At 27.1% G+C, this 12,105-nt stretch carries 14 protein-coding genes; 1 reads left to right on the forward strand and 13 read right to left on the reverse strand.

The features are described 5' to 3' along the window. The first annotated feature begins 23 nt into the window (after positions 1–23). Positions 24–560, forward strand: a complete 537-nt coding sequence (locus AC1B00_RS01060) for a gamma carbonic anhydrase family protein (RefSeq protein WP_488847708.1) — start codon at positions 24–26, stop codon at positions 558–560. A 15-nt stretch (positions 561–575) separates the two neighbouring features. On the opposite strand, the gene AC1B00_RS01065 is transcribed toward AC1B00_RS01060, so the two are convergent. The 13 genes from AC1B00_RS01065 to AC1B00_RS01125 form a co-directional block, all read right to left on the reverse strand. Continuing rightward, entirely contained in the window at positions 576–1,538 is a 963-nt protein-coding gene (locus tag AC1B00_RS01065; protein ID WP_488847710.1) for a putative transporter, read from the reverse strand. A 69-nt stretch (positions 1,539–1,607) separates the two neighbouring features. Further along, positions 1,608–3,410: a penicillin-binding protein 2 gene (gene mrdA / locus AC1B00_RS01070; RefSeq protein WP_488847711.1), complete on the reverse strand. Its 1,803-nt coding sequence runs from the start codon at positions 3,408–3,410 to the stop codon at positions 1,608–1,610. Further along, entirely contained in the window at positions 3,407–3,865 is a 459-nt protein-coding gene (locus AC1B00_RS01075; protein ID WP_239816856.1) for a hypothetical protein, read from the reverse strand. The genes mrdA and AC1B00_RS01075 overlap by 4 nt, the downstream gene beginning before the upstream one ends. Then, positions 3,862–4,440: a ribosome biogenesis GTP-binding protein YihA/YsxC gene (yihA, locus tag AC1B00_RS01080; RefSeq protein WP_239816857.1), complete on the reverse strand. Its 579-nt coding sequence runs from the start codon at positions 4,438–4,440 to the stop codon at positions 3,862–3,864. The genes AC1B00_RS01075 and yihA overlap by 4 nt, the downstream gene beginning before the upstream one ends. After that, positions 4,437–4,889, reverse strand: coding sequence for a lipopolysaccharide transport periplasmic protein LptA (lptA, locus tag AC1B00_RS01085; RefSeq protein WP_488847712.1), 453 nt, complete (start codon positions 4,887–4,889; stop codon positions 4,437–4,439). The genes yihA and lptA overlap by 4 nt, the downstream gene beginning before the upstream one ends. Continuing rightward, positions 4,874–5,326 carry an LPS export ABC transporter periplasmic protein LptC gene (lptC, locus tag AC1B00_RS01090; RefSeq protein ID WP_488847713.1) on the reverse strand — a complete coding sequence of 151 codons (453 nt, stop codon included), beginning with the start codon at positions 5,324–5,326 and terminating at the stop codon, positions 4,874–4,876. Before lptC ends, lptA begins: the two co-directional genes overlap by 16 nt. A 38-nt stretch (positions 5,327–5,364) precedes the next feature. Further along, positions 5,365–5,841: a KdsC family phosphatase gene (locus tag AC1B00_RS01095; protein WP_488847714.1), complete on the reverse strand. Its 477-nt coding sequence runs from the start codon at positions 5,839–5,841 to the stop codon at positions 5,365–5,367. Between the two features lie 2 nt (positions 5,842–5,843). After that, on the reverse strand, positions 5,844–6,587 hold the full coding sequence (locus AC1B00_RS01100; protein WP_239816861.1) for a septal ring lytic transglycosylase RlpA family protein: 744 nt from the start codon (positions 6,585–6,587) through the stop codon (positions 5,844–5,846). After that, positions 6,584–7,666 carry a lytic transglycosylase domain-containing protein gene (locus AC1B00_RS01105; RefSeq protein WP_488847715.1) on the reverse strand — a complete coding sequence of 361 codons (1,083 nt, stop codon included), beginning with the start codon at positions 7,664–7,666 and terminating at the stop codon, positions 6,584–6,586. The genes AC1B00_RS01100 and AC1B00_RS01105 overlap by 4 nt, the downstream gene beginning before the upstream one ends. Further along, on the reverse strand, positions 7,663–8,421 hold the full coding sequence (locus tag AC1B00_RS01110) for a TatD family hydrolase (protein ID WP_488847716.1): 759 nt from the start codon (positions 8,419–8,421) through the stop codon (positions 7,663–7,665). Before AC1B00_RS01110 ends, AC1B00_RS01105 begins: the two co-directional genes overlap by 4 nt. Continuing rightward, positions 8,421–9,668 carry a GGDEF domain-containing response regulator gene (locus AC1B00_RS01115; RefSeq protein WP_239816864.1) on the reverse strand — a complete coding sequence of 416 codons (1,248 nt, stop codon included), beginning with the start codon at positions 9,666–9,668 and terminating at the stop codon, positions 8,421–8,423. The genes AC1B00_RS01110 and AC1B00_RS01115 overlap by 1 nt, the downstream gene beginning before the upstream one ends. Further along, on the reverse strand, positions 9,665–11,185 hold the full coding sequence (locus tag AC1B00_RS01120) for an AAA family ATPase (protein ID WP_488847717.1): 1,521 nt from the start codon (positions 11,183–11,185) through the stop codon (positions 9,665–9,667). Before AC1B00_RS01120 ends, AC1B00_RS01115 begins: the two co-directional genes overlap by 4 nt. Continuing rightward, positions 11,182–12,018 (reverse strand): NAD(+)/NADH kinase, encoded by an 837-nt coding sequence (locus AC1B00_RS01125; protein ID WP_488847718.1) that lies wholly within the window; start codon positions 12,016–12,018, stop codon positions 11,182–11,184. Before AC1B00_RS01125 ends, AC1B00_RS01120 begins: the two co-directional genes overlap by 4 nt. Between the last annotated feature and the right edge of the window lie 87 nt (positions 12,019–12,105).

The raw sequence follows: 12,105 nt of genomic DNA on the forward strand, positions 1-12,105 counted from the left end.
AAAAAAATAATATAGGAGAGTTAATGTTAATAAAATACGATAATTTTTATCCTAAAATTTCAAGCCAAGTTTTTATCGCCTATAATTCTTGCATTATAGGCGATACTTTTATAGATGAGAATTCTTCTATTTGGTTTGGAGTTGTTGTAAGAGCTGATGTAGCAAGTATAAAAATAGGTAAAAATACAAATATACAAGATAATTCTACAATTCATGTAGCAAGGGCTTTAAAGGATAGTGAAGGTAAAGAAATTAGTCCAAAAATTGATTGTATTATAGGTGATAATGTAACGATTGGACATAACTGCATAATCCATGCTTGCACTATTAATTCAAATGTTTTAGTTGGAATGGGTAGCACTATAATGGATGGTTCAAATATAGGAGAAAACTCAATTGTAGGAGCGAATTCTTTGGTTACAAAGAATAAAACCTTCCCACCAAATTCACTTATTCAAGGCTCACCAGCCAAGCTAATAAGAACTCTAAGCGAAGATGAAATACAAGCTATTAAAAATCAAGCTTTAGAATATGTAGAGCTTAGTAAAAAATATATTTAAGAGCAAAAAAAGCTCTTAATAATTAATATGTTCTTCAAATTCCTTTAAACGCTTGTGAATACTTCTTAATTCAGTTATGGTAGTCCAGTTTTTAGTAAGCACACTAAAGCTTGAGCGAACATTACTAAAAGCATTGTTAATTTGCACTAAAACTCCAAGAGTAATAATTCCTAAAAATAAATTCTCTCCAACAAGCAAATAAGCAAAAATAACCATAAATTGCTCGTACATATAAAGCCAAATATCAAAATATCCATAATGTAAAAACAATCTTTTGTAATTAAACTTAAGTCCTGTAAAAAGCTCAAGCATTGTTTCAGGTAAAGCATGATTAGTTCTATCGTTTTCTGCATATACTAATTCTTTTCTAAATGCTGCTTCTGCTTTTTGATTGTTATATTCTAAATTAGGCAACTTTATTCCAACAAACCAAGATATCATAAGCCCACCAATACTCATCGTAAAAGCCCAAATTATAAGCCCAAATTGATTGTTAAAAAATGGTAAAACTAAATTAGTTCCTAAAGTATATAAAATAGGAACAAAAGCTATTAAAGTCATAAAGGCTTTAATAATATCAATCCCCAAACTCTCAACAATTTTTGCAAATCTATATATATCTTCTTGAATACGCTGTGATGAACCTTCTATATAATCATTATTTTTTCGCCAAGCTTTAAGATAAGAAAAAGTAATCGCTTCTCTCCAAGCAAAAGCAAAATGCCTTGAAAAAAACGAAGTTAAAGTAGCGATTAATATATAAGGTAAAGCAATAAATAAAAACTTTATCAAATCATTCATAAATTGCTCGTAAGTGCTATTTTGTGGAGCATTTTGTAAGATATTATAAAAATTTTTATACCAGTTATTAATTTCTACATTTAATAAAGTTTGAGAATAAATAGCTAATAAAATAAATAAACTACCGCCCCAAGCCCAAATAACCCATTTTTTTGAAAAATAAAAAGCTTTAAACATAATAAACCTTGATTTAAATTAAAGAATTTGAAATAGGAATTTAGATTTAATTCCTATTTCAAATTCTTGTTATTTTTTAGTTTTAATATGCTTTTCATCAATATATCCAAGTTCTAATAATTTATTAAAAATTTTAGCAACAATAGGACCTGCAGTTGCGCCCCCATGCATTCCATGCTCAACTAATACAACAACAGCGTATTTTGGCTCTTCATAAGGACCATAAGCATTCATCCAAGCGTGACTTCTTGTGTAATACTCCATATTTTCTTCTTTCATTCTCTTTTTTTCACTTTGAGAGATTCCTACTACTTGAGCTGTTCCTGTTTTTGCTGCTAGAGTTATTTTACTTTCTAACAAAGGCTTATAACCTGTTCCTTTAATATTATTTGCAACATCAAACATTCCTAAACGCAAATATTTTAAATCTTGCTTTTCGCTAGGTGTAAAAATGTCCTTTTTTTCAAATACGATTTTTTCTTTATTAATTTCATCTATAAAATGTGGTTTTATTTCATATCCACTTGCAAGTTTTGCAGTATAAACAGCAACTTGCATAGGAGTTGCTAAGAAATTGCCTTGACCTATGCTTGTAATTAGTGTTTCTCCTTGATACCAAGGCTGATTATATCTTGAGCTTTTCCAAGCTTTATTTGGTAAAATTCCAACACTCTCAAGTGGCAAATCTATATCAGTCTTTTTACCAAAACCTAATTTATACAAAGTTGCACTAATATCAGCTATTCCAACCCTTAAACTTCCTTTATAAAAATAATCATCACAACTTGATCTAATAGCTGATTTTAAATCCATTACTCCATGACCATAAACATTATGGCATCTAAACTTTCTTCCACCAAAATTAAATGTCCCAGCACAAGTAAAAGTCGTGCTTGCATCAATTTTTCCACTTTGCAAAAACGATAATCCTACACCCATTTTTACAACCGAGCCTGGAGGATAACGACCATTTATAATCTTATTTGTGAAAGGATGATCTAAATCTTGTATCATCATATCCCATTCTTCTTGAGAAATGCCTGTTACAAATGGATTTAGATTATATTCAGGGTATGAACCTGCTGCTAAAATAGAGCCATCTTCAATATTTAAAATAACAGCTGAACCACTTATATTTTTAAACAACTCATCTAAAAATTGCTGCATTCTAATATCAATTGTAAGCTTAATATCATTATCCATAATAGGCTTTTTAAACTCTATTTCTTCTACTTCTTGGTTTATAGAATTAACCTTTGTTACTTTTTTGCCTGGTGTTCCTTGCAGTATCTCATCATAGTATTTTTCTATTCCGGTTTTTCCTATTTTTTTAGTAACTTTTACTACATCATTGCTTACCATATCATCAGAATTCGCTCTTGCAACATAACCTATAATGTGGCTTGCTAAAGAATTGTATGGATATAATCTTTTAAAACTAGCTTTTATTAAAATATTTTCATCTAAATTAAGCTTAAAATAGCATTTATTTAAACTTTCGTATTCTATAAAATCAATAATTTCAATCTCATCTTGATTATAGTAGCTATTTTCTCTTTTATAAATTTTAGTAATTTTTTCAGAGTCAATATCACTTAAGCATTCTTGTAATTTATTAATAGTGTTATTTAAATCATCTTGTTTTAGATGAGGTTTTAACGATATAGAAAATCCTAATTGATTAACTGCTAAAGGGGTGTTATTTCTATCTAAAATAGCACCTCTAATAGGAGCTATTAGTTCTTCTTTTGTTGAGTTTTTTAAAGCTAATTCTTCATAATAATCGTTGCTATAAATACTAAGCCAATAAACCCTAGCTATTAATAAAATAAAAAAACTTAGTATTACAAATACAACAAATTTTAATCTCAAACAATTCCCCTAAAAAGCACTATGGCTAGCAAAGATTCCAAACAAATATAATAAATAAAAATAATATCGTAATTTAAATGCCCTACTTCAAAAATATATGAATATGCAAGGTTTAAAATTAGATTAAATCCATATACAAAAATTATGAAAAGTATTATTAAAATATCTCTATTTTTTAATTTATAAATTAATTTATTATAAAAATAATAATAAAAAATTAAAAACGAAATAGTAGTGCAAAATAAAAATAAGCCATGAGTTAGCTCAATAAAACAAAAATATAAAATTATAAATAAACTTGTCCTATCAAAGCCTTTTTTATTAAAATGTATGATTAAATAAACAAAAAATACACCAAATAAAGGCGGTAATAAAAACACAATAGAGCAAAGTATTTGGTAAAAAAATAGAATGAAAAAACCTAAATAATAACTTAGATTTAATCTTTCTTTCATTTTATATACTCATATAGTTTTGCTTGTAATTTATCAATTCCTTTTTTATTTGAACTTGAAACAAAAATAGCATCTTTATATTTAGCTTTTAATTTTGAAAACTCGCTTTGATTTAATTTATCAATCTTTGTAAATACTTTAATATACTCTTGCTCTTCGCTTATAAAGTCTTGTAAATAATCAAAAACACCTTCATCAATGTCTAAATTATCATGCCTTGAATCAATTAAATGAATAAAGCATTTTATTTCTTTTCTTTTTTGTAAAAATTCATTTAAGTTTTTATTCCAAGCTGCCTTTTTATCCTTAGAAACTCTAGCATAACCAAAACCCGGTAAGTCTATTAAAATTAATTGTTTTTTATCGGCAAATGTAACTTCAAAAAAATTAATTAATTGAGTTTTTCCTGGTGTTGATGATGATTTTGCTAAACCTTTATGATTTGCTAAAGCATTGATTAGTGAGCTTTTACCGACATTTGAACGACCCAAAAAAGCAATTTCACTTAAATCATATTCTTGTGTTTGAAAATATTTTTCACATGATATTAAAAATTTCGCACTTACTATATTCATTTTGCTATCTCAAATATTAATTTAACAGGTTTATTTTCTTTATTACTCTTAACTTTATAAGTTCCATCTTTTTGATTAATATATATATAATCAGCTACTAGTTCTTTATTATTTTCTTTGATTTTTACATTGCCACTTAGCTCATAAGAGTTTTTATTCACATCATAAAAAATCTTATCAGCCCTACCCTTAAAAACACTATCAGCCATAGTAATTGAAAAGTTTGTAACGCTTCTTGCTTCATAGCTTGAGATTTTGTTATCTTTGTTTGTTTTTATTGTTAAAACTTGACAATTTAAAAAATCGTTGCCTTGTTTTATACTAACATCTTTACTAAAAACACCTGTTTGATTATCTTTACTGCCTTCAAATAATTTTGCGTTTATTTCAATTTTTTGCGCTAATAAACTAGATATGAAAAATAAAACAATAACTATTTTTCTATACATAAATTTACCTCTTCTAATACAAGCTTTTGTGTTTTTAAATCATATTTAAAAGAATTAGCATTAATTAAACTACCATTATAAGTGGCTTTGGTTTTGGTATCTGAGCTTAATATTTGCTGATTTTTTAAATATTTTACATATTCACTTTCTAAATTAATTTCTTTATCTTTAAAAATTACCTTGTTTTCTAAAATTATTTCATCATTTTCTTTTGTAGCTTTTAAAGCACTTAATTCTTTATCCAAGCTTTTAACTTCAAAATCTAATAAATTATCTTGATTGCCTATTTTGTAATATTGCTTTGCATAGGCTAGAGTTTTTAGTTTTGTATCAATCTCATAACCTATAATATCATTAGCTTCAAGGCTTTTAAAATCTAGCTTATAATTCATCTTGTCTAATTCATAAGGCTTTTGAATAATAATAAAAAAAAGCATAGATAACATTGAAACTAAAATAATATTAAAGGTTTTTACTAACACTTAAGCCACTGCCTTGTTTGATTGTTTTCTTTATAAATAATTTCTAACATTTCATGCACACAACCTGCTCCACCTTTTGTATTTAAAACTCTTCCAAATACTCTAATACCATCATTTGGTATAAAAGGTAAAAAAACAGCTTTTAATAAATCCAAATCATTGTAATAATCGCCTATCGCAGCTACTTCATTAAAATTTATATTTAATTCTTCTAACAAGCTTTTAGCACAAGTTAATTTATCCTTAATGCCACAATAAACATAATCAATTCCTAAATCTTTAGCCCTATTTAATACAACATCAGAACTTCTTCCAGTAATAATTGCAAACTTCATACCGAGTTCTTTTGCCTTTAAAATAGCTGCTCCATCTTTTACATTAAATTCTTTAATCAAATCAGCTTTTGGAGAATAAATTATCTTTCCATCACTTAAACATCCATCAACATCTAAAATTACTAATTTAATCATAATTACTCCCTAAATATAAAAGAACCTAAAAAATTAGCTAAATTAATAAAATCTCTAGCTTCTTCTTCGCTTCTAAATCCTTTTAAAAATACTCTATAAAATCCATCGCTTGAGTTTAAAACCTTACTTGTATAACCTTTATAATTTGCATATTTTTGAGCTAAATTATAAGCATTACTTGAATTTTTAAAAGCTCCTATTTGTATCATAAAATCGCCACCTGTTACACTATTTAGAGCTTGTGAAAAACTAGAATTTGAATTAGGAATTTGGTTTTTAAAATTAACTTGATCAAAACCTAAAACTGTAAGTTTTACTCTAGCAGTTCCTTTTTTTGTCATATCAATTTCATGTGCTGCTTTATTTGATAAATCAATTATCCTACCAGCTACGAATGGACCTCTATCATTAATTCTTACGATTACACTTCTTCCGTTTTCAAGATTATCAACCCTTACCATAGTGTTCATAGGTAAGGTCTTATGAGCTGCTGTCATTGAATTAGTATTGAATGTTTCGCCATTAGAAGTTTTTTTGCCATGAAAACCTGGTCCATACCAACTAGCAATTCCACTTTCAGTATCGCCTATATTTACCTTACTAGGATAATAAGTTTTACCATTAATAGTATATGGTCTCATAGTTGCAGGAGTATTTGGTTTAGCTACTCCATAATTTGCAGCAGGAGTGCTAGAACAGGCAGTAAATAAAGCAAGAAAACTAGCAAATACTAAAAACTTTTTCAATTTTTAGCCTCCTTGCTATTATCAAAATCTAAAATAGGAATTAATAGATTTTGATTAATCCCAATTCTATCATCTTTTAAATTATTATAAGCCTTTAAAGTGCTTGTGCTAACATTGTTTTTCTTAGCAATTGCATATAAAGTATCGCCTTGTTTTACTCTATAACTTATAACATTTTTTATATTATTTTTAGCATATTTAATTGAACTTTTATTGTCTTTATAACTAGCTATTTTTTCTATTGGTAAATATGCATAATATGGATATGGAGGTGCGTAATTACCTTTAAATTGTGGATTTAATTCTTTTAATTCTGATAAACTCATTTTTGCTTTATTTGCTACTAATTGCAAACTTTCATTTGGTTTTATTTCAACCTTGCCTATATTTAAAGCCATAACTTGATTTAATAAATAAATATCTCCATATTTAGCAATATCATTTTCAGCTATTAAACTTGTGCTTAAAATCTTTTTAAAAAATCTTCTAGTTTCTTTAGGTAAATATTTTTGCTCTTCATCAAGCAAAGCATTTAATTCATCTGTTCCCGCATTTCTAATAGCTTTTCTAACACAGCCATTTCCACAATTATATGCAAAAATTGCCAAATACCATTTGCCAAACTCATCTTTTAATTTATGTAGATATTTTGCAGCAGCTACACTAGCAGCAACCACATCTTTTCTCTCATCAACAAATTTATCAATTCTTAAGCCAAAATTCTTAGCCGTTGGCTCCATAAACTGCCAAACTCCAGTAGCTTTTACACCCGATCTTGCATCTGTTTTAAAATTACTCTCAACCATTGCAAGGTATAAAAATACATCTGGAACACCTTCTTTTTTTAAAATTGCTTTAATGATAGGAATATTCATATTAGCTTCATTTAAAACTTTTGTAAAATAAAGCACCTCACGCTCACTCATGTCGTAAAAAATTTCCATGAATGATTGATCTTGCAAATATTTAACATCAACATCAATACTTTTTAAAATTTTTTCTTGTTTATCATATTTATCCACCGAAAAACTAGCAAATAAACAAATATTTATCATTATTAATAATATAAACTTTTTCAAATTAATCCTTTAAATAAATTTTTTGCGTTATTTGTTGTTAGGTCTGTTATCTCCTCAATTGATTTGTTTAATAATTCTGCCATTTTTTGTGCAACCAATGTGCAATATTTTGGCTCATTTAAAGTTCCTCTAAAAGGATGCGGGGTAAGATAAGGTGAATCTGTTTCGATAAGTAACCTATCTAATCTAATTTTAGGAAGTATTTCAACTAAATTTTTTGCATTTTTAAATGTTAAAACACCACCGATTCCATAATAAAATCTATCACTTAATTCAAGCAATATTGGGCTAGCATTAAAACAATGCAAAACTCCAAAAGCTTCTTTATAGCTTTTCAAAATCTCAAGCGAATCAGCACTCGCATCTCTTATATGTATAATTAACGGCAGTTTTTTTTCTATTGAAAGCTCAATTTGTTTAATAAATACTTCTTTTTGTAAGGCTTTTTCTTCTTCACTAGGACTTCTGTAATAATCTAATCCACATTCACCTATTGCTATACATTTCTTATCTTCTAAAAAGCTTCTTAAATAATCTAAATTAAAATCAACAATATCATAAGGATGAACCCCTACTGCATAATAAACATTATCGTATTTATTAGCAATATTAGAAGCTTTTTTTAAAGTTTTTATATCAGCACCTGGGATTATATGAAGTTTTACCCCATCATTACTTGCATTGGTTAAAACTTCATCTAAGATATCATCATATCTATCATCATCTAAATGCGTATGTGTATCAATAATATACATCAATCACCATTGTATATCTCAACCCTGTCACGGCCGTTATTTTTAGCTTCATATAAAGCTTCATCAGCTTTTTTAATCATTTCTTCAATTTCTGATTTTTTAGAGCCAACTGCAACACCTATTGAAGCTGTAAAATTGATTGTTTTATCTAAATAAATAGCAGGGGTTGATTTTATTGCACTTCTAATTTTAACTGCCATTTTAATAGCATCTTCTTTTTTAATATTTTTTATTAGCAAGCAAAATTCTTCACCACCAAATCTAGCAACCATATCTCCACCCTTTACTTGCTCAAGTAAAGTTTGTCCACATTGAACTATTACGCTATCTCCTGCTGCATGGCCTAAAGTATCGTTAATATTTTTAAATTTATCAATATCTATCATTAAAACAGCAAAATCTACATCATCATTTATTTTAGAATAATAATCTTTTGTAGCTTCAAAAAAGCTCTTTCTATTATTTAGTTTAGTTAAGAAATCTTTTGCAGCTGCATCTTTTAATTGCTCTGAATAGTAAATCAAATCAATACTATTATTGATTCTACAAATCATATTTTCTCTTGAAAACGGCTTTTGAATAAAATCATTTGCACCTGATTTTAACATTCTAACACCTACATCATCACTTCCGTGAGCTGTTAGAACTATTATGCCTAATTGATTTTTATTATATTCTTTTCTAACTTCTTTAATAAGCTCTTCACCACTCATTGCTGGCATTTCTTTATCTGTTAGAATAAGTTTTACATCAGGGTGTTGCTCTAAGTATCCTAAAGCTTCTGCTCCATGTGCTGCTGGAAATACTTGAAATTTATAAGCTTGAAGAATATTTTTAATAATATTTCTCATAGCCATTGAATCTTCTGCAACAATTATTTTTGTATTCTCGTTTCTTTGTAAGCGTTCTATAATATCAATAATATAATCAACACACTCACTACCTTCTTTTAAAACATAATCAACTATATCTTTATCCATAAAGCTTTTTCTAGTAGCATCATCATCAAGACCAGTTAAAATAATACTTGGTAATTTTTTAGAAAGCGCATAATCAACAACTTGACCATGCATAGCATCAGGCAAACATAAATCAAGCAATGCAGCAAAATATTCATTATTATCTATTAATTCTTTAGCTTCTGCAAAATCATAAGCTATATCAAATTCACAATTTAATGCTCCACTAACTTTTTTTGCTATTGCTTTAGCTAACATTTTATTATCATCTACTAATAATAATTTCATTCTTTTCCTTCTAATATGGTTTTTGCAAAATCTAAGGCTGATTGACTAATGCTCTCATCACTAATCATCCTTGCAAGTTCATTTGCAATTTCATCTTTTTTAAGCTCTCTTGCAAAGCTTTTGTTGTTTTCTTTACTTACCAAAAAATGCTGATTTGCTTTAGCACAAATCCAAGGCATATGAGTTATTACAAAAATTTGATAATGCTTGCTTAATCTACTTATCACATTTGCTATGCTTATAGCCTCTTTTCCACTTAAATTAGCATCAATTTCATCTAAGAATATATAACCATTTGCATAATCAATAAAATCAGCAAAACTAGCTAAAAACGCAAGTCTTAATCTATTTAATTCACCAGAACTAATCTCTTTAAACCCTGCTTTATTTAAGCTGATTTCAAATCTATCAATACCGCTAATTCCTAATTCAAATTCCACTAGTTTAAGAGCAATTTTGTCTAAGTATAACAAATTTAGATAATCATTAATTTTGCACTCAAGTTCTTTCAAATAAATTGCTCTTATGTTAGAAATATTTCTAGCATCGCTTAAAAGCTTATTTTTTAATGCTTTTAGCTCTTTTTCAAGATGGCTTTTTTCGTAATCAATATTTTCATAAATATTTAATTCTTTTTCCTTTTCTTCTAAACTAATCAAAGCATCTTCTACACTGCCATATCTTTTAACAAGATAATGAAGTTTTTCAAGCCTATTTAAAATCTCTTCTATATTTAAATCACTGCTTTCATTATTTAAATCATTGAAAATATCATTTAGCTCACTCATAGCATTTACAAAAAATTCACTATCAATATTAGCTAATCTTAATAATTCTAATACACTATTTTCATAAGAAAATATACCTTCTGATTTGCTTAAAGCTTGTTCTATTTTATCTCTTCTTGATAATTTAGTTTTTAATTCAAGAAGTTTTTCATATTCGCCTTTTTTTGGATTAATTTCTTTAATCTTTCTTATTTCTAGGCTTAATAATTCTTTTAAATCATTAATTTTATTTTCATCTTCACATAATTTATTATATTCTTTTTCTAAATCATCTAATTTTTTAAAATTATTTTTATACTCATTTAAAATATTTTCATAATTCGCTTCTTTTTTTATAACCACTAAATCAAGCATTTTAAGTAAATAACTAGGCTCAAAATCATCATAATTTTTAGCCGATAAATAACGAATATTACTAGCATTTAATTCGCTCATTATTTTTTTTGATACTGCTTGATTATTTATAAAATATCTTGTTACTTTATCTTTTTTTACTCTAAAAACATTAGGATTAGCATTTTCTATGCTTTCATCGTTAATCTTATCATCTATGCTAATTTCTAAAAGATTTGCAGTGCTTTCAAAAATCCCAAAAGCAGCTAAAATACTTTTAAAAATCACTGACTTTCCAGCTCCACTTGAACCTGTAAAAACAATAAGCCCATTTTTAAAATCTAAGTTAAGTTCATCAAAAGTTATATTATTTGTAAAATATAATCTTTCTATCATCTTATTTCTCCCCAATGTAGCTTTTCATTTAAAACTTTAAAATAAGAACTATTTTTTTTCCTAATAATATTAGCTCTTACATTGCTAAGCCCTATTCTAGCACTTATAAATTCATCTTTATTAAATACTTCTTGTCCGTCTATACTAAGAGTGCAGTTTGAACTAATTACATCTATAAAAAAGCTTTTAGGAAGGACAATAGGTCTTTGAGTTAGCGAATGAGAACATATAGGAGTTAGCATAAAAACACGGCTAAGTGGATATACAATAGAGCCACCTGCACTAAGATTATATGCAGTTGAACCTGCTGGAGTTGAGATTATAAGTCCATCGGCATTATAATTATTAAAAATTTCTCCCTTAAAACTTGTCTTAATATCAGCTAATAATAAATGATTTGCTCTATTAAATACCGCGTCATTAAAAGCATATTTTTGTAAGACTTTGCCATTTTTTAACTTTATTTGAACACTTAATAAAAAAGGTCTTTCAAGCTTATAAGAGCCATTTATGAAATCACTAATTCCTAATTCAAATTCCTTGATTTGAAACTCCGTTAAAAAGCCTAGATTTCCAGCATGAACACCTAAAACAGGAATATTTGTATTAGCCAAATATCTACAAGCTGAAATAATGTTCCCATCTCCGCCCAAGGAAATTAATAAACTTACATTTTCTAAATCAAAATTAATATTATCTTTTCTATTATTTATATATAGAGAATATTCTATTTTTTTATGTTCTAAAAAATTTTTTATATGTTTTAGTTCAGAACTATCTTCTAAACCAAGTTTGCAAAATATTATAATTTTCTTAATTTCTTTATTTTTCATAATCTTTTCTTATATTTTTTATTATAAATTTACAATTTTTGAGTAAAAAACAATATAATTTTATAAAAAATCATTAATTAAGGAAAA

The sequence above is a fragment of the Campylobacter sp. DY7 genome (assembly GCF_057802535.1).

Bases quoted from the DNA above. Each gene is read 5' to 3' on its own strand.
- AC1B00_RS01060 (WP_488847708.1), top strand. From the start codon at position 24: ATGTTAATAAAATACGATAATTTTTATCCTAAAATTTCAAGCCAAGTT.
- AC1B00_RS01065 (WP_488847710.1), bottom strand. From the start codon at position 1,538: ATGTTTAAAGCTTTTTATTTTTCAAAAAAATGGGTTATTTGGGCTTGG.
- AC1B00_RS01075 (WP_239816856.1), bottom strand. From the start codon at position 3,865: ATGAAAGAAAGATTAAATCTAAGTTATTATTTAGGTTTTTTCATTCTA.
- yihA (WP_239816857.1), bottom strand. From the start codon at position 4,440: ATGAATATAGTAAGTGCGAAATTTTTAATATCATGTGAAAAATATTTT.
- lptA (WP_488847712.1), bottom strand. From the start codon at position 4,889: ATGTATAGAAAAATAGTTATTGTTTTATTTTTCATATCTAGTTTATTA.
- lptC (WP_488847713.1), bottom strand. From the start codon at position 5,326: ATGCTTTTTTTTATTATTATTCAAAAGCCTTATGAATTAGACAAGATG.
- AC1B00_RS01095 (WP_488847714.1), bottom strand. From the start codon at position 5,841: ATGATTAAATTAGTAATTTTAGATGTTGATGGATGTTTAAGTGATGGA.
- AC1B00_RS01110 (WP_488847716.1), bottom strand. From the start codon at position 8,421: ATGTATATTATTGATACACATACGCATTTAGATGATGATAGATATGAT.
- AC1B00_RS01115 (WP_239816864.1), bottom strand. From the start codon at position 9,668: ATGAAATTATTATTAGTAGATGATAATAAAATGTTAGCTAAAGCAATA.
- AC1B00_RS01120 (WP_488847717.1), bottom strand. From the start codon at position 11,185: ATGATAGAAAGATTATATTTTACAAATAATATAACTTTTGATGAACTT.
- AC1B00_RS01125 (WP_488847718.1), bottom strand. From the start codon at position 12,018: ATGAAAAATAAAGAAATTAAGAAAATTATAATATTTTGCAAACTTGGT.